Here is a 26163-nt window from a genome sequence, read left to right on the forward strand (position 1 = left end):
TCCCGCTCCGGTACTCCGGGCCGGTCGGCACCCCGATCGCTCCGCCGTACCAGAGGCGGTGCCGCGCCGAGGAGTCAACAGCCGTGTCGGACCCGATGCGACCCCGCGCCTCTCTCCGTACCGCCGTGGTCTGGGAGGTCCTCAAGGACGCCCTCGACCGCCAGGTCAAGGCCACGGGCCGGGAGGCGCTGGACGTCCTCGACGCCGGCGGCGGCAGCGGCAGGTTCGCCGTGCAGGTCGCCCGCCTCGGCCACCGCGTCACCGTCGTCGACCCCAGCCCCAACGCCCTGTTCGCCCTGGAGCGCCGCGCCGCCGAGGCCGGCGTCGCCGACCGGGTCCAGGGCGTCCAGGGCGACGCCCACGGCCTGCTCGACGTGGTCGAGCGCGGCGGCTACGACGCGGTGCTGTGCCACGGCGTCCTGGAGTACGTCGACGACCCGGCCGAAGGGGTGCGCAACGCCGTGGCCGCCCTGCGTCCCGAGGGCGTCCTCAGCCTGCTCGCGGCCGGGCTCGGCGGCGCCGTCCTCGCCCGCGCCCTCGCCGGTCACTTCACGGAGGCCAAGCAGGCCCTGGAGGACCCGAACGGCCGCTGGGGCGCCGGCGATCCCATGCCGCACCGCTTCACCGTCGAACAGCTCACCGCGCTGGTCGAGGGAGCGGGCCTGCGCGTCGGCGCCGTGCACGGCGTCCGGGTCTTCGCCGACCTCGTGCCCGGCGTCCTGGTGGACACCGAGCCCGGCGCCATGGAGGCGCTGCTGAAGCTGGAGGAGGCGGCGGCCGAGCTGCCCGCGTTCCACTCCGTTGCCACCCAGCTCCATGTGCTCGGCGAGACTCGAGGGACCGTCGAGGCGTGAGCCGGCTCCTGGGGGCGCGCCGCTGATCAGGTACTTGGCTGCACATGGAGTACGCCACAGGCCCCCCGATCGGGCGCTCAGCGCCGTATGATCGAGGGAGACCGCCCGGCATGACGGGTCGGCCTCTGGGGAATGCAGACCTCAGCGGGCCGGGACGTCCATGGCGGGATCCCGGTTGGCCAATTGGCGTAGAGGGGCGGGTTTCACGGGGGCGATTCCCTGCCTATCCTTAAGGGACCCCCCGGGTCGCCCCGGCGACTGCACGATGAGGAGGACTCCGTGCCGCTCTCGGAGCACGAGCAGCGCATGCTCGAGCAGATGGAGCGAGCGCTGTACGCCGAAGATCCCAAGTTCGCGACAGCGCTTGAGGGAAGCGGGCTGCGCACGTACACCCGTCGCCGGGTGTACCAGGCGGTGGCCGGCTTCCTCGTGGGTATCGCGCTCCTCATGGCTGGAATGGTCGCCAAGCAGGTCTGGCTCAGCGTGGTGGGCTTCCTGGTCATGCTGGGCTGTGCGGTTCTCGCGGTGACCGGCTGGCGCAAGGCCCCCAAGCCGGGTGAACAGCCGGCAGGCGGTCCCCAGGCCAGCCCTCAGGGCCGGACCAAGCGCTCCATGATGGACCGTATCGAGCAGCGCTGGCAGCGGCGCCGCGACGAACAGGGCCACTAGCGCTACGACCCGCAGCTCCCGTATGAGGGGGCGACCACCCCAGGGTGGTCGCCCCCTCACGCGCGCTCTCGCGCGGGTCTCAGCCCCGCTGCCCCGAGGGCTTGCCCACCGGCGGCCGGGCCGCGGAGGCCCGCGTCTTGACCCCGGCCCACCATCCGGCCGCCGCCCACACCACACGCACGGTCGAACGCGGCAGGAACAATGCTCGAACCCGGGTGCCCCGGCTGAGCGTGGTCGGCAGGGCGGCGACCACCCGGCGGACGTCCGCCGCGAGCCCCGCCACCGGAGTCGGCCGCGGCGCGTACAGCACCTGCTCCACGGCGTAGGCCACCCGGTGCACCGCGGCCGCGGCCTCCGGGTCGAGGTGTCCCAGCCGGACGATCCGCGCCGCCGCCTTGCGCGGGGTCTGCGATTCGTCCGGCGCGATCCCGTAGTCCCATGCCGTGTCGGTCAGCTCCTGCCAGACCGCCAGGACGTGCGGCGCCGTGTCCGCCTCGCCGCGGCCGTGCGCTCCGAGCCGTACCGCCCGGGTGCGCAGCCGCCACAGCAGCGGCGCGAGCGGGATCAGCAGGGCCGCGAGTCCGGCGAGGGACCAGGCCAGGGCGACGTACCACTTCGGGCCGTCGTCGTCCTTGGCCAGCGCGGCCTGCGGGGCCTCGCCCGCGCACAGCTCGGGGTTGCCGCCCGCCGCGCAGCTCTCGCTCTCCGAGGGCGCCGCGCTGGGGGCCGAGCTAGCCGACCGGGTCGGCCGCCCCACGTCCGGCAGGGTGCTGCCGGGCGCCTCCGTCTGGGTGTACGACGGCACCGAGCCCCGGGTCGGGGTCGGCTCGAAGCGGGTCCAGCCCACGCCCTCGAAGTACAGCTCGGGCCAGGCGTGGGCGTCCTTCAGGCCCACCGACACCGTGTCGTCGCCCTGCGGGGTGCCGGGCGCGAAGCCCACCGCCACCCGGGCGGGTATGCCCAGCGAGCGGGCCATCGCCGCCATCGAGAAGGAGAAGTGGACGCAGAAGCCCTGCTTGTCCCGCAGGAACCGGACGATCGCGGAGGAGCCGCTGCCGACCTGCACCTCGGTGTCGTACTGGAAGCCGCCAGTGACGGCGAAGTACTCCTGGAGCCGGACCGCCTGCTCGTAGGGGCCGGCCGCGCCGTCGGTGACCTCCCGCGCGGTCCGCGCCACCTCCTCCGGCAGCGACGAGGGCAGCTCGGTGAACTCCCGCTTGATGGCCGCCGACGGCTCCGGCGCGTCGGCGAGCTGCTCCGCGGTCGGCTGCACGTCGAGGCTGCGCACCGTGTAGGTCAGCCCGCGGGTGTTCTGGCCGTGGTCGCCGACGAGGGTCATGCCGAGCGGTTCGTAGCGCCAGTTGCCCTCGATGTCCACGCCGCTCGGCGGGTAGGGCATCGGGAGCCAGTCCTGGGCGTACCAGTTCGCGGCCGAGATCCGGGTCTCGATCTCCGCGCGCTCGGTGTCCGGGCCGAGCCCCATGGGGGTGGGGAACTCCCGCGGCACCGAGGTGATGTTCCGCTTGGACGGCTTCCAGGTGGTGCCGTCGAAGTCGTCCAGGGAGACGATCCGCAAGTACATGTTGGACAGGTCGTCGGTGCTGGTGCGCAGGGAGAGGACCTGGCGGTCCTCGTCCACGTTCAGGCTGTCGCGCAGCGACACCAGCGGGTTCACCGCGGAGATGGTGCCGCCGCCCCCGGGCCCGGAGCCCACCCCGGTCCCGGCGCCGTCCAGCAGGCCGCCATTCATCGCGGGCAGCCCGAGCGGCACCACCAGGGCGATGCCGAGGGCCACCACGCCGATCCGCCGCCCGGCGCGCACCGGCGCGACGGCGCCGCCCGGCGTGCGCGGGGTGCCGCCGAAGATCCGGCCCCACTGCGCGAGCCGTTCCCGGCCCTCGGCCAGCAGCAGCATCAGATAGCCGGCCGCCGCGACCAGGAACCACAGCCAGTCGGCGCCGCCGTCGGACAGGCCCGCCGCGACCGAGTACAGCGCGAGCAGCGGCAGCCCGGCCGGGGCCGCGCTGCGGAAGGTCACCGCGAGGATGTCCACCGCGAGCCCGATGACCAGCACACCGCCCACGAGCAGCAGCCGGATGCCGTCGGACAGCGGCGCCGGGATGGCGTACCGCCCGACGTCGTCCGTGCCCGTCTGGAGCAGATCGCCGAAGTGCGCGAAGGCCCCGGGGCCCGGCACCAGCCCGAACAGGGCCTGCTCGCGGGCGAAGGCCAGGGTCAGCAGCAGCAGGGTCACCAGGGCCTGCGCGGCGACGGTCAGCGCCCGGGCCAGCGGCACCCGGCGGGCCGCCATGCCCACGCCGGTCTGCACGGCCAGCAGGAAGAGGGCCTGGAAGAGCCAGGTGGGCTCCTCGACGAGCGGCAGCAGGGCGCAGGCCGCGGCCAGTGTGGCCACGGCGGCGCACAGCGCCAGTCGTGCCCGCCCGCTCATACCGGTCCCTCCCCACCACTCGCGACGACCACGCCCGTGCGCTCACGGTCCGCCTGCCGCCACAGCTCCTCCAGCGAAGCGCCCCGCGGCACGCTCAGGGCCGTCCAGCCCGCCTCGCGCAGCATCCGCAGCCGCTCCCCGCCCTGGTCCGGCGCACCGGCCACGCCGGCCGGTTCCCGCACCCAGGTGTCGCTGTCCAGCAGGAAGGCGACCGCACCCCCGCTGCGCCGGCGCATCCGGGCGGCCACCGCCGCCTGCTCCTCGTCGAGGTCGCCGAAGAACGCCACCAGCAGCCCCTCGTTCCCGCCGCGCAGCACGTCGTAGGCCCGGGACAGGCCGGTGCCGTCGGAGTGGTCGATCAGCGCGAGGGTGTCCATCATCAGCCCGGCCGCGTCCGCCGTCTCCTGGCTGGCACCGGCGAACCCGTCGGCGCCCTCGCCGGGCACCGAGCTGCCGGTGTCCGTCAACAGCCGTACCGAGAAGCCCCGCTCCAGCATGTGTACGAGGACGGAGGCCGCGCCGGACACGGCCCACTCGAACGCCGAGTCCGGGCCCGCGCCCTGGAAGGCCAGGTCCCGGCTGTCCAGCAGCACCGTGCAGCGGGCGCGCTGCGGCTGCTCCTCGCGGCGCACCATCAGCTCGCCGTAGCGGGCGGTGGAGCGCCAGTGCACCCGGCGCAGATCGTCGCCGTAGCGGTAGCCGCGCGGGATCACGTCGTCCTCGCCGGCCAGCGCCAGCGAGCGCTGCCGTCCGTCGCCGTACCCGTTGGCCTCGCCGCTGAGCCGTACCGGGGGGAGCGGCTCCACGCGCGGGATCACCGTGAGGGTGTCGTACGTGGAGAAGGACCGGGTCAGTTCGCACATCCCGAAGGGGTCGCTCAGCCGCAGCTGGAGCGGGCCGAGCGGATAGCGGCCGCGCAGGTCGGAGCGGACGCGGTAGGACACCTCGCGGCGGCCGCCCGCCTCCACCCGGTCCAGCACGAAGCGGGGGCGCGGGCCGAGGACGTAGGGGACCCGGTCCTGGAGCATCAGCAGGCCGGTGGGCAGCCGGGAGACGTTGTCCATCCGCAGATGGACCCGGGCCTCGCTGCCGGCGGGCACGCGCGCGGGGGAGAGCCGGCGGCTGCCGGCGACCCGGTAGCGGGTGCGGTAGAGCACGGTCGCGCAGACCAGGGGCAGCACCGCGAGCAGCAGCCCCACCCGCAGCAGGTCGCTCTGCCCGAGGACGTACGCGCAGACCGCGGCCGCCACCCCGGCGGCCAGGAAGGAGCGGCCGCGGGTGGTCAGACCGGACAGCGCGGTGCGCATCCCGCCCTGCTCATCCCGGTCCGCCTCCGCCTGCCCCGTCCCCCCGGTGCTCATCACAGCCTCCGCGGCGGCTGCTGGGGATACGCCGGGGCGCCGCGGCCGAGGCCGCCGAAGCCGCTCTGCTGCTGCGGGGCGGCGGGCACCGGGGTGCGTTGCAGGATCTCCTGGACGACCTGCTCCGACGTACGGCGGTTGAGCTGTGCCTGGGCGGTGGGCAGCAGCCGGTGGGCCAGCACGGCCACGGCGAGTGCCTGCACATCGTCCGGCAGGGCGTACTCCCGGCCGCTCAGCGCGGCGGACGCCTTCGCCGCGCGCAGCAGATGCAGCGTCGCGCGCGGGGAGGCGCCGAGTCTGAGGTCCGGGTGGGTACGCGTGGCGGCGACCAGGTCCACGGCGTAGCGCCGCACCGCTTCGGCGACATGCACACCGCGGACGGCGTCGATCAGCTTGACGATCTCGTGCGCGTGCGCCACCGGCTGCAGGTCGTCCAGCGGGTTCACCCCGCCGTGGATGTCGAGCATCTCCAGCTCGGCCTCCGGGCTCGGATAGCCGATGGAGACCCGGGCCATGAAGCGGTCGCGCTGGGCCTCGGGCAGCGGGTAGGTGCCCTCCATCTCGACCGGGTTCTGGGTGGCCACCACCATGAAGGGGCTGGGCAGTTCATAGGTCTGCCCGTCGATGGTGACCTGGCGCTCCTCCATGGACTCCAGCAGCGCGGACTGGGTCTTGGGCGAGGCGCGGTTGATCTCGTCGCCGATCACGATCTGCGCGAAGATCGCGCCCGGCTTGAACTCGAAGTCCCGGCGCTGCTGGTCCCAGATGGACACACCCGTGATGTCCGAGGGCAGCAGGTCAGGGGTGAACTGGATACGCCGTACCGAACAGTCGATCGACCGTGCCAGCGCTTTGGCCAGCATTGTCTTGCCGACGCCGGGGACATCCTCGATCAGAAGATGTCCCTCGGCGAGCAGCACGGTCAGCGAAAGCCGTACGACCTCGGGCTTGCCCTCGATCACTCCCTCCACCGAACTGCGGACACGCTCGACGGTGGCGGTCAGATCAGTGAGGCTCGCTCGATCGTCATAGGTCGTCACCCGGCCCTCCTCGGCCCCGTTCTTTCCGGGCCGACGCTCTGCGTGCGGACCGGCCCACCCCGAAACACGGACATCACCCGGGAAAAGTTCCGCGTGACGCCACACCCGCATTCTTGCTGCCGTTACCGTTTCGTGTCACTCGCCTGTGGACAACTGCTCGCGTTATGTCGGTCTTACCGCCTTTTGGACGGCCCCAAGCCGGAAATCAACAGCGAAACGACAGCTTCAGCGGCAGGTTACGCGGGGTCGATCTCGCGCAGCAGGCCGGTTTTCACATCGAAGACGAAGCCGCGCACATCGTCGGTGTGCAGCAGGAACGGCGAGGTCCGCACGCGCCGCATGGACTGCCGTACGTCCTGGTCGACGTCCCGGAAGGACTCCACCGCCCAGACCGGGCGCTGGCCGACCTCCTGCTCCAGGTCGTGCCGGAACTCCTCGGTCAGGGTCTCCAGACCGCAGCCGGTGTGATGGATGAGGACCACGCTGCGGGTGCCGAGGGCCCGCTGGCTGATGGTGAGCGAGCGGATCACGTCGTCCGTGATCACGCCGCCGGCGTTACGGATGGTGTGGCAGTCGCCGACCGCCAGGCCGAGCGAGGGGAACAGGTCGATCCGGGCGTCCATGCAGGCCACCACGGCCACGTTCAGTGCCGGCCGGGCCTCCAGGCCCGGGTCGGTGAACGCGGCGGCGTACCGCTCGTTCGCCTCGACGATGCGATCCGTGACCGTGCCGTCGGCGGCGGTGGCGCCTTGGGGACTCGCGGGAACCGATGCAGAAGTCGTCATACCTATGACGGTACTGGTCACCCCCGGTCCCGTCCCGTTGTGAGAGGGGACAAAGAACGTCAATGAGAGCTGTTGTGAGGTAACCCACAAGGGCCACGCGACCACGCCTGTAGGAGTGAATTCCCCCCTCGTCCCGCTTCGCGCCGACCCCGGGCCGCGACGCGCAGGCCGGTTGATTGACCGCGAGACAGGGTGGACTAAAGTGACGCGAAGCGGGAGGCGAGGCCTCCCCGCTGGACCGAACTTCCCGTAGGACCCGGCGCGCCCGCCGGAGATTCTCCCCACGTGCGCGGCGCGTACGTACGGCTCGGCCTCCTCCCGCTCCCGGCCGGCTGACGCTCCTGGCGCCGGCAGGCCCCCCGTCACCGGGGGAGGGGCGGGGACCCCGCCCGGTGCGTACCGCCACGCCGGACCTGAGAGGGCCCCTTGAGCCAGAGTCGACATGTTCCGGTGATGCTCCAGCGGTGCCTGGACATGTTGGCCCCTGCCCTCCAGGCCCCCGGAGCCGTCGTCGTCGACTGCACCCTCGGCCTCGGCGGCCACAGCGAGGCCCTCCTCCAGCGGTTCCCCGAGGCCCGCCTCGTCGCCCTGGACCGGGACACGGAGGCGCTGCGCCTGTCCGGCGAGCGGCTCGCCCCCTTCGGTGAGCGGGCCACCCTGGTGCACGCCGTGTACGACGAACTGCCCGAGGTGCTGCAGCGGCTCGGCCTCGCGCGCGTGCAGGGCGTCCTGTTCGACCTCGGGGTCTCCTCCATGCAGCTCGACGAGGCCGACCGCGGCTTCGCCTACGCCCAGGACGCCCCCCTGGACATGCGCATGGACCAGACGACCGGCGTCAGCGCCGCCGAGGTCCTCAACACCTACCCCCCCGGGGAACTGGTCCGGATCCTGCGCGCCTACGGCGAGGAGAAGCAGGCCAAGCGGATCGTGTCCGCCATCGTGCGCGAGCGCGAGAAGGAGCCCTTCTCCCGCAGCGCACGGCTCGTGGAGCTGATCCGGGACGCGCTGCCGCAGGCCGCCAAGCGCACCGGCGGCAACCCGGCCAAGCGCACCTTCCAGGCCCTGCGCATCGAGGTCAACGGCGAGCTCTCCGTGCTGGAACGGGCCGTACCGGCCGCCGTGCAGGCCCTCGACGTCGGCGGGCGGATCGCCGTGCTCTCCTACCACTCACTGGAGGACCGGCTGGTCAAGCAGGTCTTCGCGGCCGGCGCCGCCACCACCGCGCCGCCCGGTCTGCCCGTCGTCCCCGAGCGGTACCAGCCGCGGCTCAAGCTGCTCACGCGCGGTGCCGAACTTCCCGCCGAGGAAGAGGTCGCCGAGAACCGCCGGGCGGCACCGGCGCGGCTGCGCGGGGCGGAGCGCATCAGAAAGGACGTCGAGTGAGCCGTACTCACGGGAGGGCGTGTGAGTAGGAAACCCGAACTGAGGGGCAGGGCCGCCCGGCTCGCGCGGCTCTTCCCGACCGGACGGGGGCAGGCCGCCCGTACCCCCTTCGTCCTCCTGGTCGTCCTGCTGCTCGGCGGCGGGCTGATCGGACTGCTGGTGCTGAACTCCGCCCTGAGCGAGGGCGCGTTCCGGCTCGACGACCTCCAGAAGGAGACCAAGAGCCTCACCGACGAGGAACAGGCGCTCCAGCGGGACGTCGACGCCTACTCCGCCCCCGAGGCCCTCCAGCGCCGGGCTCTTGAGCTCGGCATGGTGCCGGGCGGCGACCCCGCCTTCCTCGACCCCGACGGTACGGTCCGGGGCGTCCCCGCTCCGGCCCCCGCCGACGTCCACCAGACGGCCGTACAGGATCCGCTGGTCCTGGCCCCCGAGGCGTTCGCGACCCCGCCCCCGACCCCCACGATCCCCGGCAGGTGACGGAAGAGTGGCCGACTCAGGCAAGCAACCGCCGCGCCGCCGGGTGCCCGGGCCCGCACGGCCCGGCCGCCCGGCCGGCCGACGCGTCCCGGGCCCCGGCGCCCGCCCGGCCCGCCGCCCGGCGCCGTCCCGCCCCGCGGCCCCCCAGACGCTCCGGCTGGGCAGCCCCCGGCCCCGGCTGCGCATGGTCAGCCTGGCGCTGACCCTCGTCCTGATCGCCTTCGTCGTACGCCTCCTCCAGGTCCAGGCCGTGGACGCCGGCACCTACGCCGCCAAGGCCGAGAAGAACCGGTACGTCGGCTACACGCTGGCCGCCGAGCGCGGCGGCATCACCGACCGCAACGGCGTGGCCCTCGCGGCCAGCGTGGACGCGTACGACATCACCGCCGACCCCACGCTGTTCACGCGCAAGGCGCTGAAGGTCGGTGACGGGCCCGAGCAGGCCGCCGCGCTGCTCGCCCCGATCCTCGGCCAGGACCAGGCGGCGCTGACCAAGAAGCTCAAGGCCAAGGGCCAGTACGTCCTGCTGTCCCGGCGGCAGACCCCGCAGGTCTGGCAGCAGATCAAGGACCTCAAGAGCGCGCTCGCCACCAAGGCGGAGACCGACCCCGGCACCGCCAACGTCCTCGCGGGCGTCTTCTCGGTCGCCAGCAGCAAGCGGGTGTACCCCAACGGCGAGCTCGCCGCCGGGATACTGGGCTGGGTCAACTACGACGGCAAGGGCGGCGGCGGCGTCGAGCAGCAGTTCGACGAGGAGCTGGCCGGCAAGGACGGCAAGATCCGCTACGCCCAGTCCGGCGGCCGCCAGGTACCCACCGCCGGTGGCTCCACCGAGACGCCCGCCGTGCCCGGCAGCGACGTCGAGCTCACCATCGACCGCGACATCCAGTGGGCCGCGCAGAACGCGATCAGCGAACAGGTGGAGGAGTCCAAGGCCGACCGCGGCTATGTGATCGTCCAGGACACCAGGACCGGCGAGATCCTCGCCATGGCCAACTCACCCGGCTTCGACCCCAACGACCTCTCCAAGGCCGACGGGGCCTCCCTGCACAACTGGAGCCTGGAGGACGCCTACGAGCCCGGCTCCACGGCCAAGGTGATGTCGATGGCCGCCGTGCTGGAGGAGGGCGTCGCCACCCCGGACACGCATGTCGTCGTGCCCAACCGGCTGCACCGCGGCGACCGGCTCTTCAAGGACGACATCGACCACGAGACCTGGTACCTCACGCTCAACGGCGTGCTCGCCAAGTCCAGCAACATCGGCACCATCCTGGCCACCGGACAGCTCGGCAAGACGCAGCCGGAGTCCAACAAGGTCCTCTACTCCTACCTGCGCAAGTTCGGCCTCGGCAGCTACACCGGGCTCGGCTTCCCCGGCGAGACCAAGGGCATCCTCGCCCCGCCGGAGCAGTGGTCGACCTCGCAGCAGTACACGATTCCTTTCGGCCAGGGCGTCTCCATCAACGCGATGCAGGCGGCCTCCGTCTACTCGACCATCGCCAACGGCGGCGTACGCGTCGAGCCCACCCTGGTGCGCGGCACCAAGGGGGCCGACGGGCGCTTCACCCCCGCCCAGAAGCCCGAGAAGACACGGGTGGTCAGTGCCAGAACCGCGAAGACGCTCGCCCGGATGCTGGAGTCGGTGGTGGACGACCGGGAAGGCACGGGCACCAAGGCCCGCATCGCCGGCTACCGGGTCGCCGGCAAGACCGGTACGGCCAACCGTGTGGATCCGGCCACCGGCAAGTACCGCGGCTACACCTCGTCGTTCGCCGGATTCGCCCCCGCCGACCAGCCGCGGATCACCGTCTACTGCGCCATCCAGAACGCCACCGAGGGCAACTACTTCGGCGGCCAGATCTGCGGACCCGTCTACAAGAAGGTCATGGAGTTCGCCCTGAAGACCCTCCAGGTCCCGCCGACCGGGGCTCCGGCCGCCAAGCTCCCGGTCACCTTCACGCCCTGATCAGCCCCGAGCAGCCAGGAACCACCTCGTGACAACGATCACCCCCGATCCCGGGAACCACGGACCCTCCGCCGCCTCGCTTCGCTCCGAGGCGGGTGGGCCCGGTACGCTCACCGCCGTGCCACACGCTGATCAGTCCCAAATCACCCAGAAGGGCGCACCCGTGACATATCCCGGGCCGCCCAGGCCGGTCCAGGTCTCCGCCGCACCCCTCGCGGAACTCGCCGACCAGCTGGGTGCCGCGCGGCCGGGTCAGGACGCGGAGGTCACGGGCATCACCCATGACTCGCGCGCCGTCCGTCGCGGCGACCTGTACGCCGCTCTGCCGGGCGCCCGGCTGCACGGCGCCGACTTCGTCACCCAGGCCGCGGGCCTCGGCGCGGTCGCCGTGCTCACCGATCCGACCGGCGCCGAACGCGCCGCCGCCACCGGCCTGCCCGTGCTGGTCGTGGACGACCCGCGCGGCCGGATGGGCGAACTGGCGGCCACGATCTACGGCCACCCCGGCCGCGATCTGCTCCAGATCGGCATCACCGGCACCTCCGGCAAGACCACCACCGCCTACCTCGTCGAGGGCGGCCTGAAGACCGCCAGGTCCACCGGCCTGATCGGCACGGTCGAGATGCGCATCGGCGACGAGCGCATCAAGTCCGAGCGCACCACCCCCGAAGCCACCGACCTCCAGGCCCTCTTCGCCGTGATGCGCGAACGCGGTGTCGAGGCGGTCGCCATGGAGGTCTCCAGCCACGCGCTGGTCCTCGGCCGGGTCGACGGCTGCGTCTTCGACATCGCCGTCTTCACCAACCTCAGCCCGGAACACATGGAGTTCCACTCCGACATGGAGGACTACTTCCAGGCCAAGGCGCAGCTGTTCACACCGCGGCGCAGCCGGCTCGGGGTCGTCAACCTCGACGACGAGTACGGCCGCAGGCTCACCAAGGAAGCCACGGTCCCCGTCGTCACCTTCTCCGCCGAGGGCCACCCCGACGCCGACTGGCGCGCCGAGGACGTCCAGGTCGGGCCGATGGACTCGACGTTCACGGTGATCGGCCCGAAGGGCGAGCGGATCAGCGCCCGTTCGCCGCTGGCCGGCCCGTTCAACGTGGCCAACACCCTCGCCTCGATCGCCGCCCTGGCCGTCGCCGGCCTCGCCCCGCAGGCCGCCGCCGACGGCATCTCCGCCGTCCCCGGCGTGCCCGGCCGGCTGGAGCGGGTGGACGCGGGCCAGCCCTATCTCGCGGTCGTCGACTACGCCCACAAGACCGACGCGGTCGAATCCGTGCTGCGGGCCCTGCGCAAGGTGACGAGCGGTCGCCTGCACATCGTGCTCGGCTGCGGCGGCGACCGGGACCGGACCAAGCGGGCGCCGATGGGTGCCGCCGCGGCCCGCCTCGCCGACACCGCCGTACTGACTTCTGACAACCCCCGCTCCGAGGACCCCCTCGCGATCCTCGCGACCATGCTGCAGGGGGCGGCGTCCGTGCCCTCCCACCAGCGCGGCGAGGTCCAGGTCTTCGAGGACCGGGCCGCCGCCATCGCCGCCGCCGTCGCCCGGGCCCGGCCCGGGGACACCGTGCTGATCGCGGGCAAGGGCCACGAGCAGGGCCAGGACATCGCCGGGGTGGTGCGTCCCTTCGACGACCGCCAGGTGCTTCGCGAAGCTATCCAGCAGACCCAGGGATGAACTTGTGATCGCCCTCTCTCTCGCCGAGATCGCAGAAGTCGTCGGCGGGCAGACGTACGACATACCGGATCCGTCGGTACTGGTCACCGGACCGGTCGTCCGGGACTCCCGTGAGGTGGAGCCCGGCAGCCTCTTCGTCGCCTTCGTCGGCGAGCGGGTCGACGGCCACGACTTCGCGGCCCAGGTCGTCGAGGCGGGCGCGGCGGCCGTGCTGGCCTCCCGGCCCGTCGGCGTGCCCGCGATCGTCGTGGACGACGTCCAGAGCGCCCTCGGCGCCCTCGCCCGGCACGTCGTACGACGGCTCGGCGCCACCCTCGTGGCCCTCACCGGGTCCGCGGGCAAGACCAGCACCAAGGACCTGATCGCCCAGGTGCTCCGGCGCAAGGCGCCCACGGTGTTCACGCCCGGCTCGCTCAACAACGAGATCGGGCTGCCGCTGACCGCCCTGTCCGCCACCGAGGAAACCCGCTTCCTCGTCCTGGAGATGGGCGCCCGGGGCATCGGCCACATCCGCTACCTCGCCGAGCTGACGCCCCCGAAGGTCGGCCTCGTGCTCAACGTCGGCACCGCCCACATCGGCGAGTTCGGCGGCCGCGAGCAGATCGCCGTGGCCAAGGGCGAACTGGTGGAGGCACTGCCGCCGGCGGAGGACGGCGGCACCGCGATCCTCAACGCGGACGACCCCTTGGTACGGGCCATGGCCTCCCGTACACAGGCGAAGGTGCTCCTTTTCGGAGAGTGCGACGAAGCGGACGTACGCGCCGAGAACGTGCGAGTCACGGACAGCGGACAGCCCGCCTTCCTGCTTCGCACACCCTCCGGTGCAAGCGAAGTGACCATGCGCCTGTACGGTGAGCACCACGTGTCGAACGCGCTCGCCGCGGCCGCCGTCGCCCACGAGCTGGGCATGTCCGCGGAAGAGATCGCCACCGCGCTCTCCGAGGCGGGCTCCCTCTCCCGCTGGCGGATGGAGGTCACCGAGCGCCCGGACGGCGTGACGATCGTCAACGACGCCTACAACGCGAACCCCGAGTCCATGCGAGCCGCCCTGCGCGCGCTCGCGGCGATGGGCAAGGGGCGTCGTACGTGGGCGGTGCTCGGCAAGATGGCCGAGCTGGGGGACGAGGCGCTCGCCGAGCACGACGCGGTCGGACGGCTCGCCGTCCGGCTCAACGTCAGCAAGCTCGTCGCGGTCGGGGGCAGGGAAGCGTCCTGGCTGCAACTGGGCGCATATAACGAGGGTTCGTGGGGTGAGGAGTCGGTGCACGTGTCCGACGCACAGGCGGCGGTCGACCTGTTGCGCAGCGAGTTGCGCCCAGGGGACGTCGTACTCGTGAAGGCGTCCCGGTCGGTCGGCCTCGAGAGCGTGGCGCAGGCGCTCGCCGAGACCGGTGCCGAGGGTGAGGTTTCCGCCCGATGATGAAGCAGATCCTGTTCGCAGGAGTCATTGGCCTCTTCCTGACGCTGATCGGCACCCCGCTGCTGATCAAACTCCTCGCCCGCAAGGGCTACGGCCAGTACATCCGGGACGACGGCCCGCGCACGCACGGCAGCAAGCGCGGTACGCCGACCATGGGCGGTATCGCCTTCATCCTGGCGACGGTCGCGGCGTACTTCCTGTCGAAGCTCATCACGGGCAAGCCGCCGACCTACTCCGGTGTGCTGGTGCTCGGCCTGATGGTCGGCATGGGCCTGGTCGGCTTCCTGGACGACTACATCAAGATCGTCAAGCGGCGGTCGCTGGGTCTGCGGGCCAAGGCGAAGATGGCCGGACAGCTGCTCGGCGGTATCGCCTTCGCGGTGCTCTCGCTCCAGTTCGCCGACGCCCGCGGCAACACCCCGGCCTCCACGAAGCTTTCGTTCATCACGGACTTCGGCTGGACGATCGGTCCGGTGCTGTTCGTGGTGTGGGCGCTGTTCATGATCCTCGCGATGTCGAACGGCGTGAACCTCACCGACGGTCTGGACGGACTGGCCACCGGCGCCTCCGTGCTGGTCTTCGGCGCCTACACGTTCATCGGCGTCTGGCAGTACCAGGAGTCCTGCGCCAACGCGAACACGCTGACCAACCCCGGCGCCTGTTACGAGGTCCGCGACCCGCTCGACCTCGCCGTGGTCTCCGCCGCGCTGATGGGCGCCTGCCTGGGCTTCCTGTGGTGGAACACCTCGCCGGCCAAGATCTTCATGGGTGACACCGGTTCGCTGGCGCTCGGCGGTGTGCTCGCCGGTCTCGCCATCTGCTCCCGTACCGAGCTGCTGCTCGCCATCCTCGGCGGCCTGTTCGTGCTGATCACCATGTCGGTGGTCATCCAGGTCGGCTCGTTCCGGCTCACCGGCAAGCGGGTCTTCCGGATGGCGCCACTCCAGCACCACTTCGAGCTCAAGGGCTGGTCCGAGGTGCTCGTGGTGGTCCGTTTCTGGATTATCCAGGGCATCTGTGTGATCGTCGGCCTGGGTCTCTTCTACGCGGGATGGGCAGCAGAAAAGTGACCTCCTCGGAGTCCTTCGACTGGCAGGGCAAGCACGTCACCGTCGCCGGGCTCGGCGTCTCCGGCATCCCGGCGGCCAAGGTGCTGCACGGCCTGGGCGCGCGGGTCACCGTCGTCAACGACGGCGACGACGCACGCGCGCGTGAACAGGCCGCGGAGCTGGCGGCGCTGGGCGTCACGGTCCGCCTCGGCGACGGCGCGACCCTGCCCGAGGGCACCGAGCTCATCGTCACCGCCCCCGGCTGGAAGCCGGACAAGCCGCTGTTCACGGCGGCCGCCGCGGCGGGCGTCCCGGTGTGGGGCGACGTCGAACTCGCCTGGCGGCTGCGCGGCCCCGGCGCCGCGCCCTGGCTCGCGGTCACCGGCACCAACGGCAAGACCACGACGGTCCAGATGCTCGCCTCGATCCTGACGGCGGCCGGCCTGCGCACGGCCGCCGTCGGCAACATCGGCGTCTCCCTGCTGGACGCGGTGCTCGGCGACGAGGAGTACGACGTCCTCGCCGTGGAGCTGTCCAGCTACCAGCTCCACTGGGCGCCCTCCCTGCGCGCCCACTCGGCCGCCGTGCTCAACCTCGCCCCGGACCACCTCGACTGGCACGGCTCCATGGAGGCGTACGCCGCCGACAAGGGGCGCATCTACGAGGGCAATCGCGTCGCCTGTGTCTACAACGCCGCGGACAAGGCGACCGAGGACCTGGTGCGCGAGGCGGACGTGGAGGAGGGCTGCCGGGCCATCGGCTTCACGCTCGGCACCCCGGGCCCGTCCCAACTCGGCGTCGTCGAGGGCATCCTGGTCGACCGCGCCTTCGTGGAGAACCGGCAGAAGAACGCCCAGGAGCTCGCCGAGGTCTCCGACGTCACCCCGCCGGCCCCGCACAACATCGCCAACGCCCTTGCGGCGGCGGCCCTCGCGCGCGCCTTCGGCGTGCCCGCCAAGGCCGTACGCGACGGCCTGCGGGCCTTCACCCCGGACGCCCACCGCATCGCGCACGTGGCGGACGTGGACGGCGTCGCGTACATCGACGACTCCAAGGCCACCAACACCCACGCCGCGGAAGCCTCGTTGGCGGCCTACGAGTCGATCGTGTGGATCGCGGGCGGCCTCGCGAAGGGCGCCACCTTCGACGAGCTGGTCACCAAGTCGGCCAAGCGGCTGCGCGGGGTCGTCCTGATCGGCGCCGACCGGGCGCTGATCCGCGAAGCCCTCGCGCGACACGCCCCGGAAGTCCCGGTCGTGGACCTCGACCGGACCGACACTGGGGCGATGCTCGCGGCTGTCCAGGAGGCCCGGCGGCTCGCCACCGCGGGCGACACGGTGCTGCTGGCCCCGGCCTGCGCCTCGATGGACATGTTCGCCAACTACAACAAGCGCGGTGACGCGTTCGCGGCGGCCGTCCGCGAACTCGGAGCCGGCGCCTGACGGCGGGGTCTCGGCCACCTAGGGTGCTTCGGGACCCTTGGAGGGACGGTGACTCGGATGTGGCTCGGGTTCGGTGGGTGCGGGCGAGGAGCCGGTGATGTCCAGTAGCCGTACGGGCCGTCCGCCGGCCCAGCGAGCCGTCCGGGGACCCGCCGCTCCCCGGCCCCCGCGCGAGAACCCCCTCCTGCGGCTCTCCACGCGCGCCAGGAAGGCCTGGGACCGGCCGCTGACGGCGTACTACCTGATCCTCGGCGGCAGTCTGCTGATCACCGTGCTGGGTCTGGTGATGGTCTACTCGGCCTCCCAGATCAAGGCGCTCCAGATGTCGCTGCCCGGCTCGTACTTCTTCCGCAAGCAGCTGCTGGCCGCGCTCATCGGCGCCGGGCTGCTGTTCGCCGCCTCCCGGATGCCGGTCAAGCTGCACCGGGCGCTGGCCTACCCGATCATCGCGGGCGCCGTCTTCCTGATGGCCCTGGTGCAGGTGCCGGGGATAGGAGTCTCGGTCAACGGCAACCAGAACTGGATCTCCGTCGGCGGCCCCTTCCTGCTCCAGCCCAGCGAGTTCGGCAAGCTCGCCCTGGTGCTGTGGGGCGCCGATCTGCTGGCCCGCAAACAGGACAAGAAGCTGCTGACCCAGTGGAAGCACATGCTGGTGCCGCTGGTCCCGGTCGCCTTCATGCTGCTCGGTCTGATCATGCTCGGCGGCGACATGGGTACGGCGATCATCCTGACGGCGATCCTGTTCGGGCTGCTGTGGCTGGCCGGAGCGCCCACCCGGCTGTTCGTGGGGGTGCTGTCGATCGCCGGTCTGCTCGGCCTGATCCTCATCAAGACCAGCCCCAACCGGATGGCCCGCCTGCAGTGCATCGGCGCCACCGACCCGGGCCCGGGGGACAGCTGCTGGCAGGCGGTGCACGGCATCTACGCGCTCGCGTCCGGCGGGATCTTCGGATCCGGGCTCGGTGCGAGTGTGGAGAAATGGGGGCAACTCCCCGAAGCCCACACCGACTTCATCTTCGCCGTCACCGGTGAGGAACTGGGTCTGGCGGGGACGCTGTCGGTGCTCGCCCTCTTCGCGGCTCTAGGCTATGCGGGTATCCGCGTGGCCGGACGCACGGAGGACCCCTTCGTCAGGTATGCCGCGGGAGGCGTGACCACCTGGATCACCGCTCAGGCGGTGATCAACATCGGTGCGGTGCTCGGTCTGCTGCCGATCGCCGGTGTGCCTCTCCCGCTGTTCTCCTACGGAGGATCCGCCCTGCTGCCGACCATGTTCGCCATCGGGCTGCTGATCGCCTTCGCACGCGACGAGCCCGCTGCGCGGGCGGCGCTTTCGATGCGGCAACCCCGCTTTGGTAGAAAGCGGGGTGCCGGGGGCTCTGCTGCGATCAGGGAGCCCCGGAGATGGAACACGATGCGACGGCGCGCCTCGGCGGCGCGTACGTCCGGAGAGCGGTGAATTTCGGTGCATGTCGTACTCGCCGGCGGAGGAACCGCGGGCCACATCGAGCCCGCGCTCGCCCTCGCGGACGCCCTGCGCAGGCAGGACCCGACCGTGGGGATCACGGCCCTGGGCACGGAGCGCGGTCTGGAGACCCAGCTCGTCCCCCAGCGCGGTTACGAGCTGGCGCTGATCCCGGCCGTACCGCTGCCGCGCAAGCCGACCCCCGAGCTGATCACCGTCCCGGGCCGGCTGCGCGGCACGATCAAGGCCGCCGAGCAGATCCTGGAGCGCACCAAGGCGGACTGCGTCGTCGGCTTCGGCGGCTATGTGGCGCTGCCCGGTTACCTCGCCGCCAAGCGGCTCGGAGTGCCGATCGTCATCCACGAGGCGAACGCCCGGCCGGGCCTGGCCAACAAGATCGGCTCGCGGTACGCCGCCCAGGTCGCCGTCTCCACCCCGGACAGCAAGCTGCGCGGCGCCCGCTACATCGGCATCCCGCTGCGCCGCTCCATCGCCACCCTGGACCGGGCCGCCGTACGCCCCGAGGCCCGCGCCGCCTTCGGGCTCGACCCGAACCTGCCGACCCTGCTGGTCACCGGCGGCTCCCAGGGCGCCCGGCGGCTGAACGAGGTCGTCCAGCAGGTCGCGCCCTGGCTGCAGCAGGCCGGGATCCAGATCCTGCACGCGGTCGGCCCGAAGAACGAACTGCCGCAGGTGCACCAGATGCCGGGAATGCCCCCGTACATCCCGGTAAGTTACCTGGACCGGATGGACCTCGCGTACGCGGCGGCCGACATGATGCTCTGCCGCGCGGGCGCGATGACCGTCGCCGAACTCTCCGCCGTCGGGCTCCCGGCCGCCTATGTCCCGCTGCCCATCGGCAACGGCGAACAGCGGCTGAACGCCCAGCCGGTGGTCAAGGCCGGCGGCGGCCTGCTGGTCGACGACGCGGAACTCACGCCCGAGTGGGTGCAGCACAACGTGCTGCCCGTGCTCGCCGACCCGCACCGGCTGTACGAGATGTCCCGCGCCGCCGGTGAGTTCGGCCGCCGGGACGCCGACGACCTGCTCGTCGGCATGGTGTACGAGGCGATCGCCTCGCACCGACGCTAGGACCGCATGACGGAGGGCAGGAAGCGTGGCCGGATCGACGACCGCCGAGCGCGGGGAACGTCAGCAGGAGTCGTCCGGCCCGCCTCCCGCCCGGCGGGTGCGGCCCCCTCGGCTTCGTACGATCATCGTCCTGGCCGTCGCGCTCGTGCTGTTCGGGGCGGGCGGCGCCTGGGTGTTGTACGGGTCGAGCTGGCTGCGCGTGGAGCGGGTGAGCGTGTCGGGGACCCGGGTGCTGACGCCCGCGCAGGTGCGCGAGGCCGCCGACGTCCCGGTCGGATCGCCGTTGGCCTCCGTCGGCACCGACGCCATCGAGGACCGGCTGAAGCGGAAACTGCCGCGCATCGACACGGTCGACGTGGGCCGTTCCTGGCCGCATGGAATCGGGCTGAAAGTGACCGAGCGGACCCCGGTTCTGATTGTGCGAAAGGGCAAGAACTTCATCGAAGTGGACAGGAAAGGTGTCCGCTTCGCCACAGTTTCTGAAGCCCCGAAAGGCGTTCCCGCACTGGAATTGGCGCTCTCCCCGTCCAGTTCCTCCGCCGCCAGCCTGCGCCGCTTCGGGGAGGGCCGGCTCGTGCGCGAGGCGGTGCGGGTCGCCGGCGCCGTTCCGGCCACCGTCGCACGGGACACCCGGACCCTCAAGGTCCGTTCCTACGACGACATCTCGCTGGAGTTGGCCGACGGACGGACCGTCGACTGGGGCAGCGCCGAGAAGGGCGGGGCGAAGGCTCGCACACTCCTGGCTCTGATGAAAGCCTCACCGGATGCGCGGCACTTCGATGTGGGCGTTCCCACCGCCCCTGCGTCATCAGGGAGTTGACGCACATCAGCGCAGGCCAGCACCCTGGTTGGGCACTGCTACGGCTGATCACATAGGGTGAAAAGAAAAACGGGAGGTTCGGCGTGTTCGTTGAACGGGCGCCACTTGTCGACTTAGTGTCCTGTTCAGAAGACTTCAAGGAACGGACACACTGGTAACCCTAAACTTCAACGTTAGGGTTCGGGTCGGCGCTACGGACCGTCCCATTCGGCATCAGTCGTCGGATCGCGGGCAACCGCGAAGCGGCGACACGTAACTCGAGGCGAGAGGCCTTCGACGTGGCAGCACCGCAGAACTACCTCGCAGTCATCAAAGTCATCGGTGTCGGCGGCGGTGGTGTCAATGCCATCAACCGGATGATCGAGGTCGGTCTCAAGGGCGTCGAGTTCATCGCCATCAACACTGACGCACAGGCGCTGTTGATGAGCGACGCCGACGTCAAGCTCGACGTCGGCCGTGAACTCACCCGCGGACTCGGCGCCGGAGCCAACCCGGCCGTCGGCCGCAAGGCCGCCGAGGACCACCGCGAGGAGATCGAGGAGGTCCTCAAGGGGGCCGACATGGTCTTCGTCACGGCCGGTGAAGGCGGCGGCACCGGCACCGGCGGCGCGCCCGTCGTGGCCAACATCGCCCGCTCGCTCGGTGCCCTCACCATCGGCGTGGTCACGCGCCCGTTCACCTTCGAGGGGCGGCGCCGCGCGAACCAGGCCGAGGACGGCATCGCCGAGCTCCGCGAAGAGGTCGACACCCTCATCGTCATCCCGAACGACCGGCTGCTGTCCATCTCGGACCGCCAGGTCTCGGTGCTCGACGCCTTCAAGTCGGCCGACCAGGTCCTGCTCTCCGGTGTCCAGGGCATCACCGACCTCATCACCACGCCCGGTCTGATCAACCTCGACTTCGCCGACGTCAAGTCGGTCATGTCCGAGGCCGGTTCGGCCCTCATGGGCATCGGCTCGGCCCGCGGCGACGACCGCGCGGTGGCCGCGGCCGAGATGGCGATCTCCTCGCCGCTGCTGGAGGCGTCCATCGACGGCGCCCGGGGCGTGCTGCTCTCCATCTCCGGCGGCTCCGACCTCGGCCTGTTCGAGATCAACGAGGCCGCCCAGCTGGTCAGCGAGGCCGCCCACCCCGAGGCCAACATCATCTTCGGCGCGGTGATCGACGACGCCCTCGGCGACGAGGTCCGGGTCACCGTGATCGCGGCCGGCTTCGACGGCGGTCAGCCGCCCTCCAAGCGGGACACCGTCCTCGGCTCGTCCTCGGCCAAGCGCGAGGAGCCCACTCCGGTACGGCAGACCGAGAGCCGTCCGTCCTTCGGCTCGCTCGGCAGCGTCACGCCGAAGGAGGAGCCGGCGCCCGCTCCCGAGCCGGCCGCCGACCTCCCGGCCGCCCCGCCGGTCCCGCCGTCCCGGTCCTACTCGGACAGCGCGGCCGAGGAGCTGGATGTGCCGGACTTCCTGAAGTGATAGGACAGCGCGACACCGTGAGCGGCGCGCACTTCGCCTTCACCGACAGGTGGGGCGGGGTGAGCGCCGTTCCGTACGAGGAGCTCAACCTCGGCGGGGCGGTCGGCGACGACCCCGGCGCCGTACGGACCAATCGCGAGCTGGCGGCCAAGTCGCTCGGACTCGACGCGGGCCGGGTCGTCTGGATGAACCAGGTGCACGGCGACGACGTCGTGGTGGTCGACCGGCCCTGGGGGGACCGGCCGGTGCCGGAGGTCGACGCGATCGTCACCGCCGAGCGGGGTCTGGCCCTCGCCGTTCTCACCGCCGACTGCACCCCGGTGCTGCTCGCCGACCCCGTCGCCAAGGTGGTCGCGGCGGCCCACGCCGGCCGGCCCGGCATGGTCGCCGGAGTCGTCCCCGCCGCGCTACGCGCGATGACGGAACTGGGCGCCGAGCCGTCCCGGATCGTCGCCCGCACCGGGCCCGCCGTCTGCGGCCGGTGCTACGAGGTGCCGGAGGAGATGCGCGCCGAGGTCGCCGCCGTCGAACCGGCGGCGCATGCCGAGACGAGCTGGGGTACGCCCGCGGTGGATGTGACCGCCGGGGTGCACGCGCAGCTCGAACGGCTCGGGGTGCGCGACCGGGAGCGGTCGCCGGTGTGCACGCGGGAGTCGGGCGACCACTTCTCGTACCGCCGCGACCGGACCACGGGCCGGCTCGCGGGCTATGTCTGGCTGGACTGATGGGCATGACGGAACGCAAGGACGAACTTGCCGGGAATCTGGCGAAGGTGGAGGAGCGCATCGCCGCGGCGTGCGCGGCCGCCGGGCGCAAGCGCGAGGAGGTGACCCTGATCGTGGTCACCAAGACCTACCCCGCGAGCGACGTGCGGATCCTGTCGCAGCTCGGTGTGCGCCATGTCGCCGAGAACAAGGACCAGGACGCGGCACCGAAGGCCGCCGAATGCTCGGAACTGCCGCTTACTTGGCATTTCGTGGGGCAGTTGCAGACCAACAAGGTGCGATCGGTGGTCGGTTACGCGGATCTCGTGCAGTCCGTCGACCGTTCCAAGCTGGTGACGGCCCTCTCGAAGGAGGCGGTACGGGCGGAGCGCGAGGTGGGCTGTCTCATCCAGGTCGCGCTCGACGCCGGTGAGCGCGAGCGGGGGGAGCGGGGCGGGGTGGCGCCGGGCGGCGTCGCGGAGTTGGCCGACCTGATCGCCGGGGCGCCGGGGCTGCGGGTCGACGGACTGATGACGGTCGCACCCTTGACCGGGGAGTACGCGGGACGTGAACTGGCGGCGTTCGAGCGGTTGATGGATTTGTCGACCGACCTGCGCCGAGCTCATCCGGCTGCGAACATGGTCTCGGCAGGAATGAGTGCGGACCTCGAACAGGCCGTGGCGGCCGGAGCGACACATGTGCGCGTCGGTACCGCGGTACTCGGAGTCCGCCCGAGGCTCGGGTAACGTCGCCAGGAAGTCGGACCACAGCAGAAAATATGGTCATTACCGCTGAACAGCGGGCGGAACGACCTCGTGGATCGCGGGCACTTGGCAGTCGTCAGCCGATCCACCACAGAGCGGAGGACTCAGAGAATGGCCGGCGCGATGCGCAAGATGGCGGTCTACCTCGGCCTCGTGGAGGACGATGGGTACGACGGCCGCGGTTTTGATCCCGACGACGACTTCGAACCCGAACTCGACCCTGAGCCCGAGCGGGACCACCGACGGCACGAACCGTCGCACCAGCCGCACGGTTCACATCAGTCCCAAAGGGACGAATCGGTACGAGTGGTGCAGCCGTCCGTGCAGCGCGAACCGGTGTCCCACGCCGCTTCGCTGGGCGCGGAATCCGGGCGCCCCGCGCGTATCGCGCCCGTGGCATCCATCACACAAGAACGCCAGAGCCTGGAGAAGAACGCGCCGGTGATCATGCCCAAGGTCGTGTCGGAACGAGAGCCGTACCGGATCACCACGCTTCACCCGCGGACCTACAACGAGGCCCGTACCATCGGGGAACACTTCCGTGAGGGCACCCCGGTGATCATGAATCTGACTGAGATGGATGACACAGACGCGAAGCGACTTGTCGACTTTGCGGCCGGTTTGGTGTTTGGTCTTCACGGCAGCATCGAGCGGGTGACGCAGAAGGTGTTCCTGTTGTCGCCTGCTAACGTCGATGTCACGGCGGAGGACAAGGCCCGTATCGCAGAGGGCGGGTTCTTCAACCAGAGCTGAGACGCACAACCGGATCAGCAGTACAGAGCAACACAACGCAGTACCGCAGCAGCACGGAACATGGGGAGAGGGAAGCAAGGGTCATGAGCGTGGTCCTGGATGTCGTCTATATCGCGCTGATGTGCTTCCTCATCGTGCTGATCTTCCGGTTGGTCATGGACTATGTCTTCCAGTTCGCCCGCTCGTGGCAACCCGGCAAGGCGATGGTGGTCGTTCTGGAGGCCACCTACACTGTCACTGATCCACCGCTCAAGCTTCTGCGGCGGTTCATTCCGCCGCTGCGTCTCGGGGGCGTGGCGCTCGACCTGTCCTTCTTCGTACTGATGATCATCGTCTACATCCTGATCTCGATCGTGAGCCGGCTGTGAGCGATGTGAACTACCGTCTTGCCGAATGCCGACGACTACGTTGAGGTGAAGAGATGCCGTTGACCCCCGAGGACGTGCGGAACAAGCAGTTCACGACCGTCCGCCTCCGAGAAGGCTATGACGAGGACGAGGTCGATGCCTTCCTCGACGAGGTCGAAGCCGAACTGACCCGCCTGCTCCGCGAGAACGAGGACCTGCGCGCCAAGCTGGCCGCGGCCACGCGCGCCGCTGCCCAGAACCAGCAGAACATGCGCAAGCCCCCGGAGCCGCAGGACCAGCAGCAGGGTATGCCTCAGCAGGGTGGCATGCAGCAGCAGGGTGGTATGCAGCAGGGCGGCATGCAGCAGCAGGGCATGCCCCAGCAGGGCGGTATGCCGCAGCAGGGCATGCGCGGCCCGGGCGCCCCGGTGCCGGCCGGCATATCGGGCCCGCCGCAGCAGCAGATGGGCGGCCCCATGGGCGGCCCGCCCCAGCTGCCGAGCGGTGCCCCGCAGCTGCCCGCCGGTCCCGGCGGACAGGGTGGCCCGCAGGGTCCCGGTCCGATGGGCCAGGGTCCCGGTCCCATGGGCCAGCCCCCGATGCAGCAGCAGATGGGCGGTCCGATGGGCGGCCCCATGGGCGGTCCGATGGGCGGCCCCGGTCAGGGCCCCGGCGGCGACAGCGCCGCCCGTGTCCTCTCGCTGGCCCAGCAGACCGCCGACCAGGCGATCGCCGAGGCCCGTTCCGAGGCCAACAAGATCGTCGGCGAGGCGCGTTCGCGTGCCGAGGGTCTTGAGCGTGACGCCCGTGCCAAGGCCGACGCCCTGGAGCGGGACGCGCAGGAGAAGCACCGCGTCGCGATGGGCTCCCTGGAGTCCGCTCGCGCCACGCTGGAGCGCAAGGTCGAGGACCTGCGCGGCTTCGAGCGCGAGTACCGCACCCGGCTGAAGTCCTACCTGGAGTCGCAGCTGCGTCAGCTGGAGACCCAGGCCGACGACTCGCTGGCCCCGCCGCGCACTCCGGCCACCGCCTCGCTGCCGCCGTCCCCGGCGCCGTCGATGGCTCCGGCCGGTGCGAGCGCCCCGTCCTACGGCGGCAACCAGGGCATGGGCGGCGGTCCGGGCCAGGCCGGCCCGTCCTACGGCAGCCAGCAGCAGATGTCCCCCGCGATGACCCAGCCGATGGCTCCGGTCCGTCCGCAGGGTCCGTCCCCGATGGGTCAGGCTCCCTCGCCGATGCGCGGGTTCCTGATCGACGAGGACGACAACTGACGGCCAGTAGTACGCCTCAGGCGTCGGCAGCGTTCAAAGGGGCGAGCCCCGGACTCCGGTCCGGGGCTCGCCCCTTTTACTCGCGTTGACGGCCGGCCGAGGCGCACGACCAAGGGCCCGGCCTCCGCTCGGGAGACCGGGCCCTTGCGTGCCGGTTACGCCTTGCGCAGGCGGAACGTCAGGGACAGCCCCTCGTCGGTGAAGGGGGAGCCGTAGCCGGCGTCCGCCTCGCCCTGGGCGAAGTCCGTCGACAGGACCTCGTCGGCGATGAGGTCCGCGTGCTCCGACAGGGCCGCGACCGTCGCCGGGTCCGTCGCCGTCCAGCGCAGGGCGATCCGGTCGGCCACGTCGAGGCCGCTGTTCTTGCGGGCCTCCTGGATCAGGCGGATCGCGTCACGGGCCAGGCCCGCGCGGCGCAGCTCCTCGGTGATCTCCAGGTCCAGGGCGACCGTCGCGCCCGAGTCGGACGCCACCGACCAGCCCTCGCGCGGGGTCTCGGTGATGATCACCTCGTCCGGGGCGAGGGTGATCGTCTCACCGTCGACCTCGACCGACGCCGTGCCCTCGCGCAGGGCCAGGGAGAGCGCGGCCGCGTCGGCGTTCGCGACGGCCTTCGCCACGTCCTGGACGCGCTTGCCGAACCGCTTGCCCAGGGCCCGGAAGTTGGCCTTCGCGGTCGTGTCCACCAGGCTGCCGCCGACCTCGGAGAGGGACGCCAGCGCCTCGACGTTCAGCTCCTCGGTGATCTGCGTGTGCAGCTCGGGGTTGAGGGCACCGAAGCCGGTCGCCGCGATCAGCGCGCGCCGCAGCGGCTGACGCGTCTTGACCCCCGACTCCGCGCGCGTGGCACGGCCCAGCTCCACGAGCCGGCGGACCAGGACCATCTGCTTCGACAG

23 protein-coding genes are annotated in these 26163 nt (G+C 71.4%); 18 read left to right on the forward strand and 5 right to left on the reverse strand.

The window, feature by feature from the left end; genetic code table 11:
• Nucleotides 1-83 precede the first annotated feature (83 nt).
• Both ACWD1Z_RS21025 and ACWD1Z_RS21030 read left to right on the forward strand, forming a co-directional pair.
• Nucleotides 84-854, forward strand: a complete 771-nt coding sequence (locus tag ACWD1Z_RS21025) for a methyltransferase (protein ID WP_451120651.1) — start codon at nucleotides 84-86, stop codon at nucleotides 852-854.
• A 279-nt stretch (nucleotides 855-1133) separates the two neighbouring features.
• On the forward strand, nucleotides 1134-1523 hold the full coding sequence (locus ACWD1Z_RS21030) for a DUF3040 domain-containing protein (protein WP_389418544.1): 390 nt from the start codon (nucleotides 1134-1136) through the stop codon (nucleotides 1521-1523).
• Nucleotides 1524-1602: 79 nt separating this feature from the next.
• Here the strand turns inward: ACWD1Z_RS21030 and ACWD1Z_RS21035 are convergent, their stop codons facing one another.
• From ACWD1Z_RS21035 to ACWD1Z_RS21050, 4 genes are all read right to left on the reverse strand, one after another.
• Entirely contained in the window at nucleotides 1603-3972 is a 2370-nt protein-coding gene (locus tag ACWD1Z_RS21035; RefSeq protein WP_451120653.1) for a transglutaminase TgpA family protein, read from the reverse strand.
• Nucleotides 3969-5333 (reverse strand): DUF58 domain-containing protein, encoded by a 1365-nt coding sequence (locus ACWD1Z_RS21040; protein WP_451120655.1) that lies wholly within the window; start codon nucleotides 5331-5333, stop codon nucleotides 3969-3971. The genes ACWD1Z_RS21035 and ACWD1Z_RS21040 overlap by 4 nt, the downstream gene beginning before the upstream one ends.
• Nucleotides 5333-6373 carry an AAA family ATPase gene (locus tag ACWD1Z_RS21045; protein WP_389418547.1) on the reverse strand — a complete coding sequence of 347 codons (1041 nt, stop codon included), beginning with the start codon at nucleotides 6371-6373 and terminating at the stop codon, nucleotides 5333-5335. The genes ACWD1Z_RS21040 and ACWD1Z_RS21045 overlap by 1 nt, the downstream gene beginning before the upstream one ends.
• 236 nt (nucleotides 6374-6609) lie before the next feature.
• Entirely contained in the window at nucleotides 6610-7158 is a 549-nt protein-coding gene (locus ACWD1Z_RS21050; protein WP_451120657.1) for a beta-class carbonic anhydrase, read from the reverse strand.
• A gap of 426 nt (nucleotides 7159-7584) precedes the next feature.
• Here ACWD1Z_RS21050 and rsmH point away from each other — a divergent pair, with 426 nt between their 5' ends.
• The 16 genes from rsmH to ACWD1Z_RS21130 all read left to right on the forward strand — a co-directional run bounded on the left by rsmH (nucleotide 7585) and on the right by ACWD1Z_RS21130 (nucleotide 25267).
• Complete coding sequence (rsmH, locus tag ACWD1Z_RS21055) at nucleotides 7585-8541, forward strand: 16S rRNA (cytosine(1402)-N(4))-methyltransferase RsmH (RefSeq protein WP_451120659.1); 957 nt, start codon at nucleotides 7585-7587, stop codon at nucleotides 8539-8541.
• Between the two features lie 21 nt (nucleotides 8542-8562).
• Nucleotides 8563-9021 (forward strand): hypothetical protein, encoded by a 459-nt coding sequence (locus ACWD1Z_RS21060; protein ID WP_451120661.1) that lies wholly within the window; start codon nucleotides 8563-8565, stop codon nucleotides 9019-9021.
• A gap of 7 nt (nucleotides 9022-9028) precedes the next feature.
• A complete protein-coding gene (locus ACWD1Z_RS21065; protein ID WP_451120663.1) occupies nucleotides 9029-10987 on the forward strand; it encodes a peptidoglycan D,D-transpeptidase FtsI family protein in 1959 nt (652 codons plus the stop codon).
• 163 nt (nucleotides 10988-11150) lie between these two features.
• A complete protein-coding gene (locus ACWD1Z_RS21070; protein ID WP_451120665.1) occupies nucleotides 11151-12671 on the forward strand; it encodes a UDP-N-acetylmuramoyl-L-alanyl-D-glutamate--2,6-diaminopimelate ligase in 1521 nt (506 codons plus the stop codon).
• A gap of 4 nt (nucleotides 12672-12675) precedes the next feature.
• Nucleotides 12676-14091, forward strand: a complete 1416-nt coding sequence (locus tag ACWD1Z_RS21075) for a UDP-N-acetylmuramoyl-tripeptide--D-alanyl-D-alanine ligase (protein ID WP_451120667.1) — start codon at nucleotides 12676-12678, stop codon at nucleotides 14089-14091.
• Nucleotides 14088-15161 (forward strand): phospho-N-acetylmuramoyl-pentapeptide-transferase, encoded by a 1074-nt coding sequence (mraY, locus tag ACWD1Z_RS21080; RefSeq protein WP_250070374.1) that lies wholly within the window; start codon nucleotides 14088-14090, stop codon nucleotides 15159-15161. Before ACWD1Z_RS21075 ends, mraY begins: the two co-directional genes overlap by 4 nt.
• On the forward strand, nucleotides 15143-16582 hold the full coding sequence (gene murD / locus ACWD1Z_RS21085) for a UDP-N-acetylmuramoyl-L-alanine--D-glutamate ligase (protein ID WP_451120669.1): 1440 nt from the start codon (nucleotides 15143-15145) through the stop codon (nucleotides 16580-16582). Before mraY ends, murD begins: the two co-directional genes overlap by 19 nt.
• 97 nt (nucleotides 16583-16679) lie before the next feature.
• Nucleotides 16680-18041 (forward strand): putative lipid II flippase FtsW, encoded by a 1362-nt coding sequence (gene ftsW, locus ACWD1Z_RS21090; RefSeq protein WP_451120671.1) that lies wholly within the window; start codon nucleotides 16680-16682, stop codon nucleotides 18039-18041.
• A 6-nt stretch (nucleotides 18042-18047) separates the two neighbouring features.
• The gene (murG, locus tag ACWD1Z_RS21095; RefSeq protein WP_250070377.1) at nucleotides 18048-19139 is read left to right on the forward strand and encodes an undecaprenyldiphospho-muramoylpentapeptide beta-N-acetylglucosaminyltransferase; all 1092 of its coding nucleotides are present in this window, start codon (nucleotides 18048-18050) and stop codon (nucleotides 19137-19139) included.
• 25 nt (nucleotides 19140-19164) lie between these two features.
• Nucleotides 19165-19959: a cell division protein FtsQ/DivIB gene (locus tag ACWD1Z_RS21100; protein WP_451120673.1), complete on the forward strand. Its 795-nt coding sequence runs from the start codon at nucleotides 19165-19167 to the stop codon at nucleotides 19957-19959.
• Between the two features lie 278 nt (nucleotides 19960-20237).
• The gene (ftsZ, locus tag ACWD1Z_RS21105; RefSeq protein ID WP_389418557.1) at nucleotides 20238-21428 is read left to right on the forward strand and encodes a cell division protein FtsZ; all 1191 of its coding nucleotides are present in this window, start codon (nucleotides 20238-20240) and stop codon (nucleotides 21426-21428) included.
• Entirely contained in the window at nucleotides 21425-22153 is a 729-nt protein-coding gene (gene pgeF / locus ACWD1Z_RS21110; RefSeq protein ID WP_451120675.1) for a peptidoglycan editing factor PgeF, read from the forward strand. The genes ftsZ and pgeF overlap by 4 nt, the downstream gene beginning before the upstream one ends.
• A gap of 5 nt (nucleotides 22154-22158) precedes the next feature.
• The gene (locus tag ACWD1Z_RS21115; protein ID WP_451120677.1) at nucleotides 22159-22878 is read left to right on the forward strand and encodes a YggS family pyridoxal phosphate-dependent enzyme; all 720 of its coding nucleotides are present in this window, start codon (nucleotides 22159-22161) and stop codon (nucleotides 22876-22878) included.
• A gap of 129 nt (nucleotides 22879-23007) precedes the next feature.
• On the forward strand, nucleotides 23008-23649 hold the full coding sequence (locus ACWD1Z_RS21120; protein WP_451120679.1) for a cell division protein SepF: 642 nt from the start codon (nucleotides 23008-23010) through the stop codon (nucleotides 23647-23649).
• An 83-nt stretch (nucleotides 23650-23732) separates the two neighbouring features.
• The gene (locus tag ACWD1Z_RS21125; RefSeq protein ID WP_007448661.1) at nucleotides 23733-24017 is read left to right on the forward strand and encodes a YggT family protein; all 285 of its coding nucleotides are present in this window, start codon (nucleotides 23733-23735) and stop codon (nucleotides 24015-24017) included.
• A gap of 53 nt (nucleotides 24018-24070) precedes the next feature.
• Nucleotides 24071-25267, forward strand: coding sequence for a DivIVA domain-containing protein (locus tag ACWD1Z_RS21130; protein ID WP_451120681.1), 1197 nt, complete (start codon nucleotides 24071-24073; stop codon nucleotides 25265-25267).
• Nucleotides 25268-25422: 155 nt separating this feature from the next.
• On the opposite strand, the gene ACWD1Z_RS21135 is transcribed toward ACWD1Z_RS21130, so the two are convergent.
• Nucleotides 25423-26163, reverse strand: a 741-nt coding sequence (locus ACWD1Z_RS21135) for a DUF5915 domain-containing protein (protein ID WP_451120683.1), incomplete at its 5' end; no start/stop codon positions are given.

The organism is Streptomyces sp. NPDC002784, from assembly GCF_053592135.1.